Consider the following 19740-nt stretch of genomic DNA (forward strand, 5'->3'; position numbering starts at 1 on the left):
TTATCAGTGATTTTCCCAATGACAAAGAGCGCCACAAGGCGCTCTTTGTCATAATGACGGCCGGCGAAATTTCCCATGAGAGAAAAGGAGCAGCCAATGATCATTCGTCAGGCAAGGGCCGCAGATATTCCCGCAATGGTGGCGCTGCGCATGGAGCTGTTTTGTGAGGTCGGTGAGCTGGTGACGCCGCAGGCAGACCCGGCCTTGTGGCAGGCCACCCTTGACTACTTTACCCGGGCGATGAGTGAAGAGAGTGCTTTATCCTGGCTGGCTGAGGCCGATACGCTGGAGGGCGGCAAACAGATCGTGGCGGCAGGGACGCTGGCATTATTTGAACGGCCGCCCTATCCCGGCAATCTGGCGGGAGTGGAGGGGTACCTGCTCAACATGTATACGCGGCCGCAATGGCGCCAGCAGGGGATCGCCACGGCGCTGCTCAATGCCATTACAGCCTTCGCCAGATCGCGTCAGCTGGGCAAGGTGTGGCTCCATGCCAGCGAGCAGGGGCGCCCTCTCTATGAGCGGATCGGCTTTGTCGCCAATCCGGCCTATCTGGAGTGGCAACCGGCGGTGGAATAAGGGTTGCAGCTCTGCATGAGTGGCGTTTGGTCGGTGAATTTGATTTACAGCAATAAATATGGCGTCAGATGGGATCGCGGCAAAGCCGCCAACTATGCTGATGGAGCACGCCACCATTATCTTATTGATCCACTGCGTGGTTTGGCCATGGTGGGTGCCAGTCTGGAGGATACGTTTCGATGTTCAATAGCAAACTGAAAGCCGAGTTGCAGCAGTGCCAGGATCAACTTCTGGAACAGCAGGGATTTTTTGACGCAGTGCACGGCAGCGTGGCGACCATCACCTTTACGCCGGATGGCACTGTGCTGGCCGCCAATGATCTCTTTCTCAACGTGGTGGGCTTCAGTGCGCCCGAGGTTATCGGCCAGCATCACCGTATCTTTTGCGACAAGCTCTATGCCCAGAGCAGCGACTATCAGCAGTTTTGGGCGGACCTGAAGCAGGGGCGCTCCCGTACCGGGGTGTTCCAGCGCTTCAACAAACGGGGCGAGGCGATCTGGCTGGAAGCGACCTATTTTCCGGTCAAGTTGCGGGGCGTGGTGACCAAGGTGATCAAGATCGCGGCCGATATTACCGAGCACCACCTGCAACTGCTCAGCCAGCAGGCGGTGGTGACGGCGCTGGATCGGTCGCTGGCGGTCATCGAGTTCACCCCCGGCGGGGAGGTGATTGCTGCGAATGGCAATTTCCTCCATACCATGGGCTACACCCTGGCGCAGGTGCAGGGCAAGCACCACCGCATCTTCTGCGATGACCACTTCTATCAGGAAAATCCCCACTTCTGGGAAGAGCTTGGGCGCGGCCAGTTCAAATCTGGCCTCTTCTGCCGTCAGAACAGTCACGGTAGCAAGGTGTGGCTGGAGGCGACCTACAACCCGATCCTGGATGACAACCGCCGGGTGGTGAAGGTGATCAAGTTCGCAAGCGATATTACCGAGCGGATCAACAAGAGCGATGCGGTGCGGGAAGCGGCCATGCTGGCCCACGATGCGGCCCGGGAGACCCTGAACTGCGCCGAGCGCGGCGCGGGTCTGCTCTCCTCGGTGGTCGATACCTCCAGCCTGATTGCCAGCCAGCTGACTCACAGTATCGGCCTTATCAACCAGCTCAACGAGCAGTCGCGCAGCATCGAGGCGATCGTCTCCACCATCAGCAGCATCGCCGACCAGACCAATCTGCTGGCCCTTAACGCGGCCATTGAGGCGGCGCGGGCGGGGGATCAGGGGCGTGGTTTTGCGGTGGTGGCCGACGAGGTTCGCCAGCTGGCGGCCCGCACGTCTCTCTCTACCGACGAGATTGCCAAGGTGGTACAGAACAACCGGGAGCTGACCGCCAAGGTCACCTCCGAGATGTCCGACGTCGCCAGCAGCGCCGAGCTGGGCAAGCAGCAGGTGGGCGAGGTGAATGAGGTGATGAGCGACATCCGCCGAGAGGCGAACAACGTCTCCAGCACCGTCTCTGATCTGGCCATCTGAACCCCCTGACTTCCTGTCATGCCGGGGCATTGACTCATATTTGAGCAGTCAGTGCCCCAATCTGAACCCCTCCTGTATCGTCCCGCCATTGTGAATTGTCCTCTTCTGGCCCCTTGATTAGGCTTGCCGCCTCATTTATTTCAGAGCAGGAACAGAACACGATGGCATTACAACAGAAGGGGCGGGCAATGGCCCTGCTGGTTATGGTCGCGAGCATGGGTCTGGGCGGCTGTATGGGGCAGATGGGGCTTTCCGGCATGGTCACCAAGGGCAACCTGAGCGTGGTGGATAATCGCTACGCTCGTGCCGGGGTCTTTATGCTGCTCTCCCCTGTCTACGGTCTGGCCGCGACCGCTGACCTGTTTGTGTTCAATACCATCGAGTTCTGGTCTGGCAAAAACCCCATCACCGGCAAATCTCCAGCTGTGGTGGACATGAAAGCCAATCCGGTGATCAAGGTGAACCAGCATCTGGATCCGGCCCTCAAGAAGGTGCCGCTGGCCATGCTGCCACAAGGGGTGCGCGAGGTGGAGATCAGCTACCCGGACGAGCATACCGCCCAGATGGAGGTGCACTATCTGGATGGTCGCCGCAGCATGATGCGTGGCGAGAAGCGTGGCGAGCTGATGGATATCTACTTCGATGGCCGCTTTGTATCTACCCTGAGCCGCGCAGAGCTGGAAGAGCGGGCGAATCAGGGGAAGGCTGCTGCCTAAATTCAACTGAATCCAGATCGATCCAGCTTCAGATGGGGTATACCTAATCTGCTGGCAAAATCGCCATGATGTCTAAGGGAGTAGACTATGACGGTGAATGGATTGCGATTGGCGGAGTTGATTGGTTCCCTCAGTCATGCGCTCGACATGACCGAGGGGCAACCAAGAGGACACTGCATTCGTTGCTGCTGGATAGGTTCCCGTCTGGGGGAGCGGCTGGGACTGGACGCCCGGCTGCGCCATGATCTCTACTACACGCTCCTGCTTAAAGATCTTGGGTGCAGCAGCAATGCCGCCCGCATCTGCGAGCTCTATCTCACCGACGATCTTCACTTCAAACGCGATTTCAAACTGGTGGATGGCTCCCTCTCCGAGGTAGTCAACTTTGTGCTGGGCCACACCGGCTTGCAGGCGGATCTGCTGGGACGTTTTCGCAGCCTGTTTCATATCTTTCGCAACGGCGACCAGATTGCCAACGAACTGATCCAGACCCGCTGTCATCGGGGGGCGGATATTGCTCGCCAGCTGCGTTTCAGTGACGAGGTAGCCGATGGCATCCTCTCCCTTGATGAACACTGGAATGGCAAAGGTCGGCCCCTGCAACTGGCAGGCGAGGCGATCCCGCTCTTCTCCCGTATTGCCCTGCTCTGTCAGGTGGTGGATGTGTTTCACGCGGCCGCAGGTCCGGATGCGGCGTTCAAGGAGCTGCGCGAGCGCAGCGGCAGCTGGTTTGATCCGGCGCTGGTTCGCGAATTTGAAGCGCTGGCCGACGAGGCGTTCTGGCAAGGACTGGCCGATCCCCGACTGACCGAGTGGGTGCTGGTCCACCCGGCCGGGCAAGGGGAGGTGGCGCTGGATGAAGATTATCTGGACGAAATCGCGACGGCCTTCGGGCAGGTGGTGGACTCCAAAAGTCCCTACACCGCGGGTCACAGCGGCAGGGTAGCGCTCTATACCGACATTCTTGCCACCCAGATGGGGTTGTCCGAGCCACGCAGGCGCTGGCTCAAGCGGGGTGCCCTGCTCCATGACGTGGGCAAGCTCGGGGTGAGCAACGCCATTCTCGACAAGCCGGGCAAGCTCGATGCGCAGGAGTGGGCTGCGGTGCAGATGCATGCCGCCTACACCGAGGAGATCCTGAGCCGTATCGGCGCCTTCGAGGAGCTGGCACAAGTGGCGGGCGCCCACCATGAGCGGCTCGATGGCAAGGGCTACCCCAAGGGGCTGAAGGGGGACGAGATTACCCTTGAGACGCGCATCATCACCACAGCCGATATTTTCGATGCCATCACCGCCAAGCGCCCCTATCGCGGCGCCATCCCTGTGCCGCAGGCGCTGGAGATGATGGCGGAGAATCTGGGGACTGCCATCGACCCCGACTGTTTTGCCGCCCTGCAGGCGGGTATTCAGGATTTCTCCCTCTACCTCACCACCGAGCAGCCGCTGGCCAATGCCAGTTAAGAGTTGCTGATCAACGGCCCAAGTGGCCAGTCAGACAGCAAAACGCCCCGCAACTGCGGGGCGTTTTGCATTGGGTCTAGTCCGGCTGCTTGCGATGGGGCGGGGTGGATCAGCCCCAGCAGGCGGCGCAGGTGAGTCAGCTGCTCGGTCAGCTGGACGTTGAGCCAGAGGTAGCCATTGATGGCCACCTCGGTATTGGGGGGGAGCGATACCTGGGTCGCCACCTCGTGCAGGCGGGCGATGGCGGCATCCGCGCAACGCCCGTCACCGGTTTGCATCATCAGGGCAAGCTGGTTGATCGCCTCCTCGGTGGCCAGATGGCAGGCTTGCAGCGCAGCCGTGCTCTGCATCAGGAAGTGGCTCTCCCGATCGTTCCAGTAGGTGTTGGCCAGCATCTCAAGAGTGCAGAGGGTGTTGCGCATGGTGACCTGCACCGCATCAAACAGGGCGACGCTGTGGCGTGTCTCCTTGGCCGCAGGGGCCAGCAGGGCCCGCAGTTTGCCGGTCTGTGCCAGCAGTTGGGAGAGATTGTGCTTGAGGCGCGGGCGCTCCAGCACATTGGGGGAGAGGTGGGTGTGATAGAGCCGCCCCGACTGCTGCAGGATCTGGTGCAGTTGCAGCCGCCAGTGGCTGTAGGCCCGCTGGGGATAGATGCTGCAAAAGAGCAGTGCCAGCAGGGAGCCCAGTATCACGTCGGCACTGCGCCACAGCGCCGTCTCTATATCCCCCGGCATGGCCCCCATGGTAACCCCCAGGGTGATGCCGATCAGCAACCCCACATAGGGGCGCTTGCCGAGGGCCAGATAGCCGCAGAGGAACATTATGCAGCCGCACCAGATCAGGGTAAGCGGTAGCGAGTAGATCTCGAGATAGAGAGCCACGACCCCGCAACTGGCGCCGAAGATGGTGCCCACCACCCGCTGCAGAGCGCGGGAGAGCACATTGCCCCAAAACGAGATGGGGCCCATCACCACCACCAAGGTTATCAGCGGCCAGGTGCTCTCCGGCAGTTTCAGCTCGCGGGTCAGCAGAAAGGTGAGCATAAAGGCGAGCGCAATGCGCAGGCCATGGACGATCCGGTAGCGGCCATAGACCAGCAGATCGAGTCGGGAGAGGGGGGCATCAAGACGCACGGTCTGCCTCCTGTCAGGTGGGGGACGGGGCGCCGTGCATCCGGCCGACGCCCCGTCGGGATTTAGGCCAGTCGTCCCTGCAGGGGGTGGATCCAGACCCGCTCGCCAACGGCGATCCCGGGTTGATCCGGTACGATTTCGATCAGGCAGTTGGCATCGGCCATGGAGCTCAGAATGCCCGAGCCCTGTGGCCCCGTGGTGCGCACCCGCAGCTGGCCGTTACGGTCCTGATGGAAGATGCCGCGCAGAAACTCGGTGCGCCCCGGGCGGCTCTTCATCTTCTCGTCCGCCAGTGCCGAGAGGAGCAGCGGCTGCCACCGCTTGCCCTGTAGGCGGGCGATGGCAGGCTCGACAAATTGCAGTACGCAGATCATCGCCGCCACCGGATTGCCCGGCAGGCCGAAGAAGGGGGTCTGCCCCAGCTTGCCAAAGGCGAGCGGGCGGCCTGGGCGCATCTGGATGCGCCAGAAATCGATCTGGCCCAGCTCCGCCAGCACCAGCTTGATAAAGTCGGCGTTGCCCACCGAGACTCCGCCCGAGCTCAACACCAGATCGGCACTGGCGGCGGCCTGCTCAAGCTGCTGGCGCAGAATGGTCTTGTCATCGGGAATGATGCCAAGGTCCATCACCTCGCAACCAGCGGCGCGGATAAGGGCCATCAGGGTGAAGCGATTGCTGTCGAAGATATGGCCGGGGGCGAGCTGCTCGCCCGGCGCCTGCACCTCGTCGCCGGTACTGAACAGCGCCACTTTCAGCGGGGTGCGCACCGTGAGACAGGCCTGACCGAGTGATGCCGCCAGCCCCAGCTGGGGGGCACCAAGCCAGGTCCCGGCCGGGATGGCGACCGCACCCTTGGCGAGATCTTCCCCGGCGAGGCGCACATTCTGCCCTGCGCGGATCGGTGCGGTGACCGTGACCCACTCCCCTTCAATCAGCGTCTCTTCCCGCATCACCACAGTATCTACCCCGGGGGGCAGCGGAGCGCCGGTCATGATCTGCACCGCCTGACCGGCCAGCACAGGCTCGTGGCGCTGCTGGCCCGCCAGCACTTCCCCCACCAGTTGCCAGCGACCGGCGGCGAGATCGTCGCTACGAAGGCCAATACCATCCATCGCCGAGTTGGCATGGGGGGGCACATTGATGGGGCTTATCAGATCGGCGGCCAGCACGGCGCCGTGGCACTGGGCCAGCGGTTTGTCGCTGCAGGCGGTGCTTGGGGTGAGGGCCGCTAGAATGGCATTGCGGGCCGCCTCGACCGAGAGAAAGCCCTTGCCCGCCTCCGGCTCCTTGCTCTGGCAGCCGTCAAGCCAGCGGCAGACGAAGTCGGCGATAGCCGCCAGATCGTTGATATCGAGTCGGGGCAGGCTTGTCTGCTGTTGTTCGCCACTCTGTTGGGGCTGATCGCTGGCCAGCGCGATGATGTCGCCGTCTTCGGGGAAGAGCAGCGGCTTGCCAATCTCGGCGCGGTGCAGCTCGATTTTCGGGAAGTGTTCGTGCTTGAACCCCTCGACCAAGAGCAGATCGAGCTCTGTCTGATCGAAGCTGGCCAGCAGCTGGCGAAAGTCCGCTTCGGCCAGCTCGGTCTCGCTGTGCGTTGTTTCAGTAATGCGAGCATGACGACGGCGGGAGGCAACCATCATCTGCTGGGCACCCGCCTTGCGCAGGCGGTAGCTGTCCTTGCCCGGCTGGTCGATATCAAAGTCGTGGTGGGCGTGCTTGAGCACCCCGATGCGCAGGCCGCGATCCACCAGCAGGGGGATCAACTGCTCCAGCAAGGTGGTCTTGCCGGTGCCGCTCCAGGCGGCGAAGCCGAGCAGGGGAAGAGTGGGGGCCGGGGTCATGAGGTGACTCCTTGTTGGGGGTCGATAGCCAGGGCAAGCAGACGGGCCTCGTAGGCGGCCAGCTCGTCCGGGCTATTGAGATTGATAAAGGCATCCGGCTGATCGGCAAAGCTCACCACCGCCATATTGTGGCGGGCAAACCAGATATCGATTTTGCGCTCCCCCTCTGCCAGTGCGGCGGTGAGGGAGGGGAGCAAGGATTTGTGCAGCAGGGCCACCACGGGTTGCAGCCAGTCGCCGTCGTGGGCCACTACCAGCTCGGTCTGTGGGGTCAGGGCGGCGCGAAAGCGGCTCATCAGATCCAGCGGCAGGGCGGGGCCGTCGCAGGGGACAAACAGCACCCAGTCATGACGGGCGGCGGCAAGACCTGCCTGCATGCCCGCCAGCGGGCCGAGATAGTCGTTGTTGTCATCGCTGATGACCGGGGCCAGCGCCTGATAGCGGGTCTGACTGCGGTTGGCGTTGATCAGTACCTCATCCACCTGGGGGCGCAGGCGCGCCAAAACATGGTCGATAAGAGGGCGTCCCGCCAGTGCTACCCATCCCTTGTCTTCGCCCCCCATCCGGGTGGCGCGGCCTCCTGCCAGGATCACTGCTGATACGGCAACGGCATCAGAGTGGCTGTCGCTTTTTGAAGTCATGTCGCTCGATGATTTTTAAAGGGGTCGTCTCTTGCAGCTGGCCACGGGCGAGGGTCCATTGCCGCTCGCACAGGTCGGTCAGGGCGTTGCTCTGGTGGCTGATGACGACCAGGCCGCTGCCATGTTCCCGCAGATCTTGCGCCAATGCGGCCATCAGGGCAACCGAATGTGTGTCGAGATTGGCGGTGGGCTCATCCATCAGCAGAAAGGCCGGTTGCAGCGCCCAGGCGCGGGCCATTGCCAGCCGTTGCCGTTCGCCACCGGACAAAATGCTGATGTGCTCCCGCGCCAGCCCCTCCAGCTCGACCCGGCGCAGCGCCTCGAACACCCGCACCTCGCTGCCGAGCTGCTTGTCCAGCGCCCAGGCGACATTGTCGTGCACCGTGCGATCAAACAGATAGGGAGTCTGGTGCAGATAGGTGACCCGGCCCGGCCCCAGATCCCGCTTGAGCAGCCGGTTGAGCCGCTGTTGCCAGCGCCCCGGCAGATTGGTGTAGCCGCGGGTTGGTGCCAGCAGCCCCGCCAGGATTTTGAGCAGAGTGGTCTTGCCCACCCCGTTGGCTCCATGCAGCCAGATGGCATCCCCCGGTGCGATGGCGAGCCGGTCAATCTCGAACAGCTGGCGCTCGCCAAAGCGCATCGTCAGCTGGTGGGCGGTCAGGGCCATGGGGTACTCCTGTTGGTACACAGTGGGGGCATGGTCAGTTCTTCAGATAGCTGTGGCCGCGACAGGCCGTCAGCAGCAGGTTGAGCAAGAGGGCGAGGGTGAGCAGCACTATGCCGAGCGCCACCCCCTGGGTGAAGGCCCCTTTCTGGGTCTCCAGCGCGATGGCGGTGGGGATATTGCGGGTAAAGTGCAGGATATTACCCCCCACCATCATGGAGCAGCCCACCTCGGTGACGATACGGCTGAAGGCGCCGATGATGGCGGCCAGCAGGCCAAAGCGGCACTCGTGCATCAGGCCGATCAGCGCCTTGGGCCAGGAGACCCCCAGGGTCAGGGCAGTCTCCCAGGCGCGCCGATCGCTCTGGACAAACGCCGCGTGAGCCATGGTGGCGATCACCGGAAAGGCGATCAGCATCTGCCCCACCACCATGGCCTGCTGGGTAAAGAGCAGCTTCCAGTCGCCAAAGGGGCCGGCCCGCGACAGCAGCATGTAGAGCAAGAGGCCAATCACCACGGTCGGCACCGATTGCAGGGTATTGATGCAGGAGAGCCAGAGCCAGCGGCCGGGCAGCGGCAGATAGGCCAGGGCAAAGCCCAGCAGCAAGGCGGGCAGCAGCACCAGCAGCAGGGCGATGCAGGAGACGGAGAAGGAGACCCCCACCACCTGCCACAGTTCGGTGTCACCACTGAACAGCAGGGCGAGGGCAGCCAACGTAGTGTCGAGCAGGGTCGGCATCAGGCGCCTCCCTCAGCGAACCGGGGGAGGGCCATCAAGGTCATCGCAGGGGTCAGGGTTGCCATTATTTCCCGTTGGCATCCGCCACAAACAGTGCCTGACCGGCAACCTTGAAGTCGCCGATCAACTTCTGGCCATGCTCTGAGACCAGCCAGTTCTTCAGGGTGCGGGCCCCTTCGGTGTTGAGATCCGGGTAGCGCTTGGGGTTGACCAGGATCACCTGATAGGGGTTGAACAGGCGCTTGTCACCCTCCAGCAGTACGGCGAGATCCAGCTTGCTCTGGTAGGCGAGCCAGGTGCCGCGGTCGGTCAGGGTGTAGGCACCCAGCTCCGAGGCCATGGTCAGGGTCGGGCCCATCCCCTGGCCGATGGATTTGTAACCGGAAAACTCGGGTTTGACGTCTGCGGCTTGCCACAGGATCTTCTCCTTGATGTGGGTACCGGACTCGTCACCGCGGGAGATAAAGGTCTGGCCCTGCTCCTTGATGGCCTGCAGCCCCTTGGCTGCATCGTGCAGCTTGGCCAGACCCGCCGGATCTTTTGCCGGGCCGACGATAACGAAATCGTTGTACATCAGGTGTACCGGCTCGATGCCAAAGCCCGCATCGACGAACTTCTTCTCGGCAGAGGGGGCGTGGGTCATCACCAGATCCGCATCGCCATTCTCGCCCATCTTCAGGCTCTGGCCGGTACCGGCCGCCATCACCTGCACCGGATAACCGGTCTCTTTGGTGAACTGGGGCAGCAGCCAGCCCAGCAGACCGGACTGCTCGGTGCTGGTGGTGGTGGCGAGGCGGATCGGCGCTTTTGTGGCATTAGTATCAGCTTCGGCGTGGGCCACACCGGCGATCAGCAGGCTGGCGGCGAGGGAGAGGGCAAAACGTTTGAGGCTGGTTTTTATCGTCATCGTGATGCAACTTTTTTCAGGGTGGCTGAGGAGAGGGCAAGAGTAAGCAAGCAGGGTGCCAAACTGTTCCTTTGCCGGTGCATTCACGGTTTGCCGTTTAAAAACAGAAGCTTATTAGAATCAATTAGGTGAGCTTGTTATCGCTTTTAATAATTGGTGTTGGTGCTTTTGATACGGTAAGGACAAAATGTCCCACTAAGGTTCCGGTTATCGGGACATTCACCGACCGTACGTGCATCCGAGGTACTTTTTTCCATGACACTCCCTCCCAGCCGCTGGTCTGCCCTCTCCCTGCTTATCGTTGACGATGAGCCCGGCATGCGCAGCTTTCTGGCCAAGGCGCTGGCCAAGCGTTTTGCCCAGATTGAGACTGCCGCCAGCGTGGAGGAGGCGGAAGCCCTGCGCTGCCGCCTTCACTTCGACCTTATCATCGCCGACATCCGGCTGCCGGGGCGCTCCGGCATCGAGTGGCACGAGGCCATAGACCCGGCCACCCGCCGCAGCGACATCATCTTCATGACCGGTTTTGGCGATATGGAGACCGCCCTCAAGGCGCTGCGCCTCGGCGCCAGCGACTTTATCCTCAAGCCCTTCAACCTCGATCAGATGGTGCAGGCGGTGGACAGAGTCATCGAGCGCCGTCAGATGGAGCGGGAGAACCTGCTGCTGCGCCGGGAGGTGAGCAAGCTGTTCCCGCCCACCCTGATTGGCGACAGTGCCAAGACCCGCGAGCTCAAGACGCTCATCGCCAGAGTGGCGCCCTCCAATGCCGCCGTGCTGGTGGAGGGGGAGTCCGGCACCGGCAAGGAGCTGGTGGCCCGCGCCCTGCATCAACTCTCCGGCCGGATGGGGGCCTTTGTGCCCCTCAACTGCGCCTCCATCGCGCCGGAGCTTCTGGAAAGCGAGCTGTTCGGCCACGTGCAGGGTGCCTTTACCGGCGCCCGCAAGGGGCGTGACGGCCTGTTCCGGGTCGCCCATCAGGGCACCCTGTTTCTCGACGAGATCGGCGAGATGCCCCTTGCCATGCAGGCTTCCCTGCTGCGGGCACTGGAGCAGAAGGCCATCCGCCCGGTCGGTGCCGAGCGCGAATTGGCGGTGGATGTGCGCATCGTCGCCGCCACCAACCGCAACCTCAAGGCCGAGGTGGAGGCGGGCCGCTTTCGCGAAGATCTCTTCTATCGCCTCAACGTGGTGGCGCTGCCGGTGGCCCCGCTGCGGGAGCGGATCGACGACATCCCCGCGCTGGTACACCACTTTACCCGCCAGCTCACTGCCGAGATGGGGATGGGCTCCTTGAGCTGGACCCACGAGGATGTGGTGGCGATGCAGGCCTACCCCTGGCCCGGCAACGTGCGGGAGCTGCGCAACCTCATCGAACGCTGCCTGCTGCTGGGCAAGCCCCCGGCGGATTACTGGCAGAGCAGCAAGCCCGCCGAACCGGGCACAAGTGAGGAGGGCTACCCGCTGGCGTGGCCGCTGGCGGAGGTGGAAAAAGCCCACATCCTGCAAGTAGTGGCGAGCCATGATGGCAACAAGTCGGCCGCTTCCCGGGTGCTCGGGGTGGCGCGCAAGACGCTGGATCGCAAATTCAAGGAGTGGGCCATCGAATGAGGAAGGCTGATCGGATGGGGTGGCGATGAAACTGACCCTGCTCTCCCGCTGCATGCGCGCCCTGTTGCCCCGTTGCGTGCGCACCAAAGTGCGCTGGCGCCTGCTGCTGCTCACTTCGGTACCCATCATGCTCACTCTGGTGGGCATGATCGCGCTCACCCTCTACTGGACCCTCACCTACAGCTGGCAGAACCTGCTCACCACGGTGCGCAGCGATCTCGGGGTGGCCCACCACGCCATCACGGTGCAGCAGCAGCGCCAGACCGAGCATCTCGAGCATCTGCGAGATGCCTGGGCCTTTCAGCTACGGCTGCGGGAATCGCCGGATCAGCTGCATGACTGGGTGATGCCGCTGGCGGCCAACTATGGTCTCGATTTTCTGCGCTTGCGCCGTGGCCCCGAGCTGGATCAGCTGACGGCGCAGGAGCGTGCCGCCCTCACGGCCGGGCGCAGCGTCAGCCACTTCGTGGTCTGGTCGCAGCAGGAGATGCTCGCCCTCTCCCCGCAACTGGCCAAGCGGGCCGTGTTGTGGCAGCGGGATGGCACCAGGGTGGTGGAGAACAGGGGGCTGATCAGCCTGTCGCTGACGCCGGTGATGGGCCGCGACGGCTCCCTTTGGGCCGTGCTGGAGGGGGGCGAGCTTGTCAACGGCAGCACCCGGCTGGTGGATGAGCTCAAGGGGCAGGTGTTTGCCAAAAATACCCTGCCGGATGGCAGCGTCGGCACCGTTACCCTGTTTCTCGACGATCTGCGGGTGAGCACCAACGTGCCGGTCAGCAGCAGCCGTCAGGTGGGCCGGGCGGTGGGCACCCGGGTCTCGCCGCCGGTGCGCGATCAGGTACTGGGGCGGGGGGAGATGTGGGTTGACCGCGCCTTCGTCCACGACGCCTGGTATGTCTCTGGCTACGAGCCGCTGCTGGGAGCCAGGGGCGAGCGGCTCGGCATGCTCTATGTGGGCTTTCTCGAGTGGCCCATCATCCGCACCTACCTCACCAATCTGGTGGAGCTGGGCTCTGGCGTAGTGCTGCTGTTGCTGCTCTCCGGCCTGCTGGTCTATCGCGGCGCGCGGGATCTCTTCTCCCCCATCGAGCGGATGCACAAGGTGGTGCGGCAGGTGCAGGCCGGGGAGTCGGCCCGCATCGGCCCGCTGGCGCTCGATCCTGACCACGAGTTGGCCCAACTCGGTCGCCAGTTTGACGCCATGCTGGACAGGCAAGAAGCGCATCAGCAGCAGATGGCCCGCAGTGCCGATGAGCTGGAGCAGAAGGTGGCCGAGCGTACCCAGAGCCTCGAGCTCAAGACTGCCGAGCTGGAAGATCATATCCATATGCTGACCGAGGCGCGCCAGCAACTGCTCATCAGCGAGAAGCTGGCAGCCCTTGGCGAACTTTCGGCCGGTGTGGCCCACGAGATCAATAACCCCTTGGCGGTGATCCTCGGCAATGTGGAGCTGATGAAGCTGGAGCTGGGGGAGGCGGCCGAGCCGGTCAGCGAGGAGCTGGCGCTGGTGCTGGCCCAGATCGAGCGCATTCGTGCCATCACCCGCAGCCTGCTGCAATATTCACGCCCCCGCGACTACGAGACGGCGCCGGTGTGGCAGCACCTCAACCCCATCATTGAGGAAAGCCTGACCCTGGTGCGCTCCGCCCTGCGCCAGCAGCAGGTGGAGCTGGTGGCCGATCTCCGGGCCCAGCAGCCCATCGAGGCGGATCGCCAGCAGCTGTTGCAGGTGCTGATCAACCTACTGGTCAACGCCAGCCACGCGCTGGGGGAGCAGGGGGAGATCCGGGTCGAGAGCCGCGACTGGGTCGATGAACTGGGTCAGTTGCGCGGGGCCGAGGTACGGGTGATCGACAACGGCAGCGGCATCGAGGCGGCCATTATCGACAAGATCTTCGACCCCTTCTTCACCACCCGCGCCACTGGCACCGGGCTGGGGCTGGCCCTGAGTCACCGCATCATCAGTCGCTGGGGCGGAGAGCTCTTGGTGGACTCCACCCCGGGGCAGGGGAGCTGCTTTACCGTGCGGCTGCGCAGCCACGCCCTGCTGCCCAGCGGCAGCGAGCCCGCGAAACTGGAAGGGTGGCGCATTGCGCTCAATGCCGAGGGGCGTGAGACAAGCGATTGATGCTGTTATAAAAGGGCCCATTATAAAAACAGCCCGTCAACATGGTTGACGGGCTGTTTTGTCGGTGGGTGAGTGGTTATTTACTGCGGACTCCACACCAGCTTGCCGCTCTGGGTCAGGTCATAGCCGCCGAGGCGGGCTGCCAGCTCGCGCCCCTCGGGGGATTGCAGCCAGCCGATCAGCTGTTGCAGCAGGGTGCGAAAGAAGACCCCCTGCGGCATCACCAGATCGAAGCACTCCTGCGACAAGGGCATAAAGCCGAGGCCAAACTCGGTGGCGGTGCTCTGGGCGCCGGGCCCGACGTCCGCATCGCCGCGGCTGATGGCGGCGGCCAGCTCCCGCTCGCTGTTGACCTCGAGGGTGCGCTCTAGTCGGGTCAGCGACTCCCCTTGCGTTTGCAGCCACTCCTGCAGGGCACGCTGGCTGCCAGCGCCTTCCTGACGCATGGCCCAGCGCCAGTCGAGTGCCTCTTTCGCCTCCTTGGGTTGCAGCCCTTGCCGCAGCACCAGCCCCTGCACCCGCCTGAATCCATGAACGATCACCCATTGCCGGTGGCCCTGATACTGCTGCACCAGCGCCGGGTGGCGCAGGTGCGCCTCCTCGGCCTGCCCCCAGTGGATGGCGCAGAGATCCACATGGCCGCGCGCCAGCATCGCCAGCCCCTGACGGGTGCCGCACGGGGTGTAGCCCACCAGTGCCTGGGTGCCGAGCTGCTGGGCCAAGCGGCTGCTGGCGTAGTGCAGCAGCACGTCGTCCGAGCCTGCCAGCAGCAGCCGGTCGTTCATCACCCCCTCGTGGCAACTGCCGAGCAGCCAGCGATCGAGCAGGGAGCGGGGAAACAGCCACTTGCCGGTCGCCTTGGTGGCGGGGATGCGCGCCTCGTTGGCGAGCTGGTAGACCTTCTTCTCGTTGAGATCGAGGTATTCCGCCACCTGCTTCACGTTCATAAACTCGTTCATGACTTAATCCCGCATCCCTCGACCGGCTGAACCGGGCGCCAGCACCGGCGGCTTCTCGTCCAGCACCATATGGTCGTGGCCGCTGAATACCTCGAAATGGCGCCCCTTGGCGCGGGCAATCATGGTTATACCGAGCTGACGGGCCAGATCCAGCCCCATCTGGGTGACACCGGAGCGCGACAGCAGCACCGGAATGCCCATCTGCGCCACCTTGATCACCATCTCCGAGGTGAGCCGCCCGGTGGTGTAGAAGATCTTGTCGTGGCCGCCCTCGCCGCGCATCCAGAGCTCGCCCGCCAGCGTATCCACCGCATTGTGGCGCCCCACATCCTCGACAAAGGAGAGGATCTCCGCGCCGCGACAGATGGCGCAGCCATGGACGGCACCGGCCATCTTGTAGGTTTCGTTATGGGCCGACAGCGCCTTGAGCAGGGCGTAGAGGGTGCTCTGTTTAAGCTCAGGCGCCGCTAGCACGACCCCTTCGAGCTTCTTCATCACGCTGCCATACATGGTGCCCTGACCGCAGCCGGAGGTGACCGTCTTCTTCTCCAGCGCCTTGTCGAGATCGGCGGCCTGCTGGCTGCTCACCACGGCGGCGGCCTCGCTCTCCCAGTCGACGATCACCGATTCGATGGCTGCAATATCCTCGATAAAACCCTGATTTTTAAGATAACCCAGCACCAGTGCCTCGGGGCGGGCACCCAGCGTCATCAGGGTTACGATCTCCTTCCAGTTGAGGTAGACCGTCAGTGGCCGCTCACAGGCGATTTGGCGGGTTTGCAGCGTGCCTTGCTCATCCATCACCTCGACGGCCATGGTGAGCTGGGCTGCGGCATTGCTTTTGATAAAGGTCGGTGTCATGGGCCCCTCGCGACCGGTTGCCGGGATCTAAAGGGAGGGATACAGCAAGTTTTGTTCCAGATTATTTTGAACGAGGTAGAAAAAGAATGGTTAACACCATTCTCATAATGAAAATGTTCTTGTGATGCTGAGGTGAAACCACCTACAAATATACTATAGCAATGACTATCATTCTTTGGCCTAAAATAATTCTTTTCAACTGTCAAATTATAGATGCCATTATTAAGTTGATATGCCGTGATCAAACCAGTTAACTTATATTCGGATATCCATCCGTCATTTCTAACTTAATTTTTGCATTTTAAAAGGTGATGAAACTCACAAGGTTGAGATCGATTTGTTAAATTTGGTGATGTCGTGACCTCGTTCGTGTATTGGTTTTCAGTTGGATAAAAATTCAATTCTTCTCACAGGAGGTACAAACATGGTTCTCAACATTTCAGCCATTTTTGCCACCACCAAATCGAAATCATCAAAATCGCCATTTGCTACGAACATGTAGCTATCATCGGCGAAAATAAATTCCCAAACAGGTGGGGAAAGTCGGATCCACGCTTCGGCCAATTCAAGAGTAGAAAAAACGCCACCACTAAATTGAGCACCAACGGAATGAAACACCCAAATAGCACTTTCTTTCACGATGCGACCATTGTAACGCCCAGTTAAGGTGTGAGCAACGCAATACCGATGTTTCAGCACACTGCCTTAAACACAAAAACGCAACGCATAGCGAAAATGCCATGCGTTGCGAATCACTCTTAAACAGTTTGTTAGGCCTGTGCTTGATTGTGCTTAAATTCTCTTGCTAGAGTGACTAGATCGAAATCTGAGTATCTATCATTAGAAGCTACAGGGTAAGTCGAGTATACATAGTCAATAAAGTCATTAAAATACAACTGTTTTGTATTATTAATAACCGCATCTAATATTTGTCTAGTCCTTTGCGGAAGAGCATTAATATTAAGGTTGCCAATATATTTTATTAAGTATTTAGTTGAACCATACATTGTTTGCTCATTTAAAATAGCAAAGTCTGGGTTCCCAATTATACTATTTGTAACATCATCTACATATGGACCGTAGTGATTAAAGTGCCATCGAATATTAGTGATTTGGCGATCATCCACTAACGCACTATACCAATCAGCTAGGTATACTAGCTTTGTTAGCCGAGCTTTACTTAGCTCATGCTTGTGAGGATACGTCTGGCATAAATATGCAACTATGTTAGAAAGTTCGTTCATATTTTACCTCCTAGTTCCTCAAGAATATTCTTATGTGTTTGAGCATTTTCAACTGTTCTTTCTGGCCTTGCTCGCTTTTCGTATACTTTACAATCACGTACAAACCCAGCTAAGTAACTCTGAAAATCTTTGCAGTACCTTTCCATAGCTTCAACAGTATCGTCATCAAAAGCATTCTTCATCTTACTTTCGAAGAGTACCACACCTATACTATCATCAGCATCAACAATCGACAGTCCCAACATTGTTCGACTCTTCATTTTGATGCTATACAGAGCTTCTTCTGAATAATGATACTTCTTTTGCATATATTCCATATATGCACCATCGTCTTCGGGGATATCCTTGTCCTCATATTTACCGTATTGCCATGCTTTGCTGACAATACCGAGATCTAAAGGGTAATCCTTTCGACTAAATTGCTTCAGCAATGGATTAGGCGAGTTCCTCGCTAAGAGCTTAAACACTTCATCATCTTTGTAGTAAATCGACACTCTGGATTCATAATCTAAATCAATATGCTTACAGATTCCTTTAAGCCATGTTTCTACTTGTTTTTCATGAAGTTTATAATTCTCTACCTTTAGCTGGAGACCATCTTCTTGATATTTACTTATATTTTGCTTTAGCAAAGGGACTTCTGCCAATTCAGCTTCAATCTTCAACTTATCTGATTTCAACTTCTCGTTCTCAGCACTCAACTCACCTTGCATTAAGTGATTTGAACCAGCCCCAACAGCCATAAAAAGACCACCAAAGATGATACCCAAATGCGGGTTGGTCAAAGCAAAGGCGATAAAAGTGGCTGCGGAGTGGACCTTTCCAAATTCAGTGTCAAATACATAGTTTCCTACATATGCACAACCGACTGACAAAAGAAAGCCGCCAGCCGCGGTATAAAAATTCGCATTTCTTCTTTTAATAAACTCTAAAAACTGCACTTTCATCAGAACATCAAATCCAACCAATAATTATACAAATATACACTATAAAATTAAAAGAATCATCATACTTTTGAGAGAAGGCCTAACAATTTATTATGCGGAATGTTTCCGCATAGAAACATATCGCTGTTCCGCATATCCTGACAACTTTTTTGTATCACATTAATGATATTTTCAATTTTTTCAATGTATTACATCAACGTTTTTCGCATTAACCGTAGGATAAATGGGCGCGCTTCCCCTATATCTAACCTAGGGCTCCACTAGCATCTATGCTGTATGCAAATACAGTTAACCCAAGAGATCTCGTATGTTGGGCTAAATCGTAGGTTGGTGCTGAACGAAGTGAAGCCCAACGTTTACCGCGAAATATTTCAAAAGCAATAATCGGATAATCCGGTGTTATTCGATTATTGCCATCCCTACTTATTAATGTTCCGGTGGATTGGTTTTACGCGGCATGTTGGGCTTCGCTGCGCTCAGCGCCAACCTACCTCCCGCACGAGGTCCTAACCTGCATCAAAGCCCCCATCAGCCATCAAACCGGCCTTGGCCCCACTCTTGCTATGTCTTATCCCATTGATGGCCGTGGCCGCCCTGAATCTCCTGCTCTGATATGCCTCGAACTGGGTGGATCACGGGGGAGGGCGGCCCGGCAGAGACCTTCTGATGGGAGCCGTGACAGTGCAAGAGACAACCAATACCTTGCCCCCGCAGCGCTGGCTGCAACTGGAGTTAAAGGCCATCGACAGCCAGGTTGGCCGCTGGCAGAGCCGCCGTTTCGAGATTGCGGCGCTCCATCCCGCCGAACCCGAGGCTGCTGGCGCCTTGCCCCTTACCCTGTTTCGCGATGAGCGGGGGGATTATCGCTTCAATCTGAGCTCCGGCTCGCCCCGCCTCTTTGTCACCGGAAGCCGCGTGGACAGTGGCTTTGTGGCCGATGGCCTCACCCTGAGCCAGACCGTAGCCGCCGCCTATATGGATGGCGAGCGGCAGGTGCTCTCCTGCCCGCTGCCCGAGGCGCTGCAAGCCTGGGTGGAGGCCTTTATCGGTCGCCACGGCGAGCTGCTGGAGGCCCGCCGCAAGGGCAAGAAGGGCAAGGGGCGGGCGCAGGATCAGCTGGGCCTCGATACGGCTGTAGCGACATCAAGAGATACGTTAGATCAAGCCAGCTGCGGCGCCGTTAAAGCCACCGGCCCCGATGGCCGCGAGCGTGGCAGCGACAGCGGAAATCGCGCCCATGAGTGAGTTCCTCAAGCGCTGGTCGTCTCGCAAGAGTGAGGCGCGCAAGCATCAGGCATTGCAGCCGAGGGAAGAGGTTAGCCCCGAGGCGGTTGCCCCCCCCATAGAAGGCAGTGGCGAAGGTGAAACTCCAGATATTGCGCTGGATATCCCCGTAGTCAGCACTGACAAGGGGAGCAGTGAATCCCTTGCCGTTGAGGGGGCTGGGAGTGGCGAACCGCCGCTAATAACGGCTCAGCCGGACAAGGCCAAACTCCCCGACAGGGAGGCGCTGCGGGCCATGTTTCGCACTCACAAGCCTGATGGGCTCGATGACTACACCCAGGATTTCAGCCAGCCCGAATTGCTGCCCGCGGCCCTGACCGCCGGGCTGCGCAACTGGCTGGTGGATCAGGTGATTGCCCCTGACAGCGAATCGGCCAATCCGGCCAGCGGATCCGCTGAACCGGTGGCGCTTGCCAGCGAGCCTGCCGCCGACGAGCTGGCTGATAACCATTCTCAAACCCACACCGACGATCGGGACATTTTGGTTTCCTGTGGTGGACAAAATGTCCCAACCAAAGGTGGGGGAATGGAACCCTCAGGATCCTGACTC

20 protein-coding genes are annotated in these 19740 nt (G+C 59.8%); 8 read left to right on the forward strand and 12 right to left on the reverse strand.

Translation table 11 applies throughout. The annotated features are described in order from the left end of the window. Nucleotides 1-96 precede the first annotated feature (96 nt). The 4 genes from ACTG2W_RS18935 to ACTG2W_RS18950 all read left to right on the forward strand — a co-directional run bounded on the left by ACTG2W_RS18935 (nucleotide 97) and on the right by ACTG2W_RS18950 (nucleotide 4231). Nucleotides 97-579 carry a GNAT family N-acetyltransferase gene (locus tag ACTG2W_RS18935; protein WP_106842754.1) on the forward strand — a complete coding sequence of 161 codons (483 nt, stop codon included), beginning with the start codon at nucleotides 97-99 and terminating at the stop codon, nucleotides 577-579. 179 nt (nucleotides 580-758) lie between these two features. Continuing rightward, complete coding sequence (locus ACTG2W_RS18940; protein ID WP_106842753.1) at nucleotides 759-2054, forward strand: methyl-accepting chemotaxis protein; 1296 nt, start codon at nucleotides 759-761, stop codon at nucleotides 2052-2054. Between the two features lie 161 nt (nucleotides 2055-2215). Further along, complete coding sequence (locus tag ACTG2W_RS18945) at nucleotides 2216-2770, forward strand: DUF3332 domain-containing protein (RefSeq protein WP_005334841.1); 555 nt, start codon at nucleotides 2216-2218, stop codon at nucleotides 2768-2770. Between the two features lie 87 nt (nucleotides 2771-2857). Beyond that, nucleotides 2858-4231 (forward strand): HD-GYP domain-containing protein, encoded by a 1374-nt coding sequence (locus ACTG2W_RS18950; RefSeq protein WP_128835203.1) that lies wholly within the window; start codon nucleotides 2858-2860, stop codon nucleotides 4229-4231. Here the strand turns inward: ACTG2W_RS18950 and ACTG2W_RS18955 are convergent. The 6 genes from ACTG2W_RS18955 to ACTG2W_RS18980 all read right to left on the reverse strand — a co-directional run bounded on the left by ACTG2W_RS18955 (nucleotide 4228) and on the right by ACTG2W_RS18980 (nucleotide 10156). Further along, entirely contained in the window at nucleotides 4228-5364 is a 1137-nt protein-coding gene (locus ACTG2W_RS18955) for an FUSC family protein (RefSeq protein WP_440016454.1), read from the reverse strand. The genes ACTG2W_RS18950 and ACTG2W_RS18955 overlap by 4 nt on opposite strands. 62 nt (nucleotides 5365-5426) lie before the next feature. Continuing rightward, complete coding sequence (locus ACTG2W_RS18960; RefSeq protein ID WP_106842750.1) at nucleotides 5427-7205, reverse strand: bifunctional molybdopterin-guanine dinucleotide biosynthesis adaptor protein MobB/molybdopterin molybdotransferase MoeA; 1779 nt, start codon at nucleotides 7203-7205, stop codon at nucleotides 5427-5429. Continuing rightward, the gene (gene mobA, locus ACTG2W_RS18965; RefSeq protein ID WP_106842749.1) at nucleotides 7202-7846 is read right to left on the reverse strand and encodes a molybdenum cofactor guanylyltransferase MobA; all 645 of its coding nucleotides are present in this window, start codon (nucleotides 7844-7846) and stop codon (nucleotides 7202-7204) included. The genes ACTG2W_RS18960 and mobA overlap by 4 nt, the downstream gene beginning before the upstream one ends. Further along, entirely contained in the window at nucleotides 7818-8513 is a 696-nt protein-coding gene (locus tag ACTG2W_RS18970; protein WP_106842748.1) for an energy-coupling factor ABC transporter ATP-binding protein, read from the reverse strand. Before ACTG2W_RS18970 ends, mobA begins: the two co-directional genes overlap by 29 nt. Nucleotides 8514-8547: 34 nt before the next feature. Further along, the gene (locus ACTG2W_RS18975; protein WP_005347674.1) at nucleotides 8548-9249 is read right to left on the reverse strand and encodes an ABC transporter permease; all 702 of its coding nucleotides are present in this window, start codon (nucleotides 9247-9249) and stop codon (nucleotides 8548-8550) included. 64 nt (nucleotides 9250-9313) lie between these two features. Further along, nucleotides 9314-10156, reverse strand: a complete 843-nt coding sequence (locus ACTG2W_RS18980) for a substrate-binding domain-containing protein (protein WP_106842747.1) — start codon at nucleotides 10154-10156, stop codon at nucleotides 9314-9316. Nucleotides 10157-10411: 255 nt separating this feature from the next. On the opposite strand from ACTG2W_RS18980, the gene ACTG2W_RS18985 reads away from it, so the two are divergent. Both ACTG2W_RS18985 and ACTG2W_RS18990 read left to right on the forward strand, forming a co-directional pair. Further along, nucleotides 10412-11767, forward strand: a complete 1356-nt coding sequence (locus tag ACTG2W_RS18985) for a sigma-54-dependent transcriptional regulator (protein ID WP_064339669.1) — start codon at nucleotides 10412-10414, stop codon at nucleotides 11765-11767. A 25-nt stretch (nucleotides 11768-11792) separates the two neighbouring features. Beyond that, on the forward strand, nucleotides 11793-13895 hold the full coding sequence (locus tag ACTG2W_RS18990; RefSeq protein ID WP_440016455.1) for a sensor histidine kinase: 2103 nt from the start codon (nucleotides 11793-11795) through the stop codon (nucleotides 13893-13895). Between the two features lie 80 nt (nucleotides 13896-13975). On the opposite strand, the gene ACTG2W_RS18995 is transcribed toward ACTG2W_RS18990, so the two are convergent. The 6 genes from ACTG2W_RS18995 to ACTG2W_RS19020 all read right to left on the reverse strand — a co-directional run bounded on the left by ACTG2W_RS18995 (nucleotide 13976) and on the right by ACTG2W_RS19020 (nucleotide 17906). Then, the gene (locus tag ACTG2W_RS18995; protein ID WP_013723539.1) at nucleotides 13976-14842 is read right to left on the reverse strand and encodes a helix-turn-helix transcriptional regulator; all 867 of its coding nucleotides are present in this window, start codon (nucleotides 14840-14842) and stop codon (nucleotides 13976-13978) included. Nucleotides 14843-14857: 15 nt separating this feature from the next. Then, nucleotides 14858-15715: a formate dehydrogenase accessory sulfurtransferase FdhD gene (locus tag ACTG2W_RS19000; protein WP_106842746.1), complete on the reverse strand. Its 858-nt coding sequence runs from the start codon at nucleotides 15713-15715 to the stop codon at nucleotides 14858-14860. Next, nucleotides 15712-15984, reverse strand: coding sequence for a DUF7710 domain-containing protein (locus ACTG2W_RS19005; RefSeq protein WP_420093697.1), 273 nt, complete (start codon nucleotides 15982-15984; stop codon nucleotides 15712-15714). Before ACTG2W_RS19005 ends, ACTG2W_RS19000 begins: the two co-directional genes overlap by 4 nt. Nucleotides 15985-16096: 112 nt before the next feature. Next, on the reverse strand, nucleotides 16097-16354 hold the full coding sequence (locus tag ACTG2W_RS19010; protein WP_139746825.1) for a DUF7710 domain-containing protein: 258 nt from the start codon (nucleotides 16352-16354) through the stop codon (nucleotides 16097-16099). A 131-nt stretch (nucleotides 16355-16485) separates the two neighbouring features. Then, the gene (locus ACTG2W_RS19015) at nucleotides 16486-16959 is read right to left on the reverse strand and encodes a Panacea domain-containing protein (protein WP_106842745.1); all 474 of its coding nucleotides are present in this window, start codon (nucleotides 16957-16959) and stop codon (nucleotides 16486-16488) included. After that, nucleotides 16956-17906, reverse strand: coding sequence for a hypothetical protein (locus tag ACTG2W_RS19020; protein ID WP_139746824.1), 951 nt, complete (start codon nucleotides 17904-17906; stop codon nucleotides 16956-16958). The genes ACTG2W_RS19015 and ACTG2W_RS19020 overlap by 4 nt, the downstream gene beginning before the upstream one ends. Before the next feature lie 666 nt (nucleotides 17907-18572). Here ACTG2W_RS19020 and ACTG2W_RS19025 point away from each other — a divergent pair. Together ACTG2W_RS19025 and ACTG2W_RS19030 are read left to right on the forward strand one after the other, a co-directional pair. After that, the gene (locus tag ACTG2W_RS19025) at nucleotides 18573-19151 is read left to right on the forward strand and encodes a DUF3305 domain-containing protein (RefSeq protein WP_106842743.1); all 579 of its coding nucleotides are present in this window, start codon (nucleotides 18573-18575) and stop codon (nucleotides 19149-19151) included. Further along, nucleotides 19144-19737: a DUF3306 domain-containing protein gene (locus tag ACTG2W_RS19030; RefSeq protein WP_106842742.1), complete on the forward strand. Its 594-nt coding sequence runs from the start codon at nucleotides 19144-19146 to the stop codon at nucleotides 19735-19737. Before ACTG2W_RS19025 ends, ACTG2W_RS19030 begins: the two co-directional genes overlap by 8 nt. Nucleotides 19738-19740: the final 3 nt, after the last annotated feature.

Source organism: Aeromonas sp. 96A, from assembly GCF_051919165.1.
GTDB classification, from domain to species: Bacteria; Pseudomonadota; Gammaproteobacteria; order Enterobacterales; family Aeromonadaceae; genus Aeromonas; species Aeromonas veronii.

Excerpts from the sequence above, each read along its gene's own strand:
- ACTG2W_RS19025 (WP_106842743.1), top strand. The coding sequence starts at position 18,573 with ATGGGAGCCGTGACAGTGCAAGAGACAACCAATACCTTGCCCCCGCAG.
- ACTG2W_RS18995 (WP_013723539.1), bottom strand. The coding sequence starts at position 14,842 with ATGAACGTGAAGCAGGTGGCGGAATACCTCGATCTCAACGAGAAGAAG.
- ACTG2W_RS18935 (WP_106842754.1), top strand. The coding sequence starts at position 97 with ATGATCATTCGTCAGGCAAGGGCCGCAGATATTCCCGCAATGGTGGCG.
- ACTG2W_RS19015 (WP_106842745.1), bottom strand. The coding sequence starts at position 16,959 with ATGAACGAACTTTCTAACATAGTTGCATATTTATGCCAGACGTATCCT.
- ACTG2W_RS18990 (WP_440016455.1), top strand. The coding sequence starts at position 11,793 with ATGAAACTGACCCTGCTCTCCCGCTGCATGCGCGCCCTGTTGCCCCGT.
- ACTG2W_RS18960 (WP_106842750.1), bottom strand. The coding sequence starts at position 7,205 with ATGACCCCGGCCCCCACTCTTCCCCTGCTCGGCTTCGCCGCCTGGAGC.
- ACTG2W_RS18970 (WP_106842748.1), bottom strand. The coding sequence starts at position 8,513 with ATGGCCCTGACCGCCCACCAGCTGACGATGCGCTTTGGCGAGCGCCAG.
- ACTG2W_RS19020 (WP_139746824.1), bottom strand. The coding sequence starts at position 17,906 with ATGAAAGTGCAGTTTTTAGAGTTTATTAAAAGAAGAAATGCGAATTTT.
- ACTG2W_RS19030 (WP_106842742.1), top strand. The coding sequence starts at position 19,144 with ATGAGTGAGTTCCTCAAGCGCTGGTCGTCTCGCAAGAGTGAGGCGCGC.
- ACTG2W_RS18980 (WP_106842747.1), bottom strand. The coding sequence starts at position 10,156 with ATGACGATAAAAACCAGCCTCAAACGTTTTGCCCTCTCCCTCGCCGCC.
- mobA (WP_106842749.1), bottom strand. The coding sequence starts at position 7,846 with ATGACTTCAAAAAGCGACAGCCACTCTGATGCCGTTGCCGTATCAGCA.
- ACTG2W_RS18945 (WP_005334841.1), top strand. The coding sequence starts at position 2,216 with ATGGCATTACAACAGAAGGGGCGGGCAATGGCCCTGCTGGTTATGGTC.
- ACTG2W_RS19000 (WP_106842746.1), bottom strand. The coding sequence starts at position 15,715 with ATGACACCGACCTTTATCAAAAGCAATGCCGCAGCCCAGCTCACCATG.
- ACTG2W_RS18985 (WP_064339669.1), top strand. The coding sequence starts at position 10,412 with ATGACACTCCCTCCCAGCCGCTGGTCTGCCCTCTCCCTGCTTATCGTT.
- ACTG2W_RS18975 (WP_005347674.1), bottom strand. The coding sequence starts at position 9,249 with ATGCCGACCCTGCTCGACACTACGTTGGCTGCCCTCGCCCTGCTGTTC.
- ACTG2W_RS18950 (WP_128835203.1), top strand. The coding sequence starts at position 2,858 with ATGACGGTGAATGGATTGCGATTGGCGGAGTTGATTGGTTCCCTCAGT.
- ACTG2W_RS18940 (WP_106842753.1), top strand. The coding sequence starts at position 759 with ATGTTCAATAGCAAACTGAAAGCCGAGTTGCAGCAGTGCCAGGATCAA.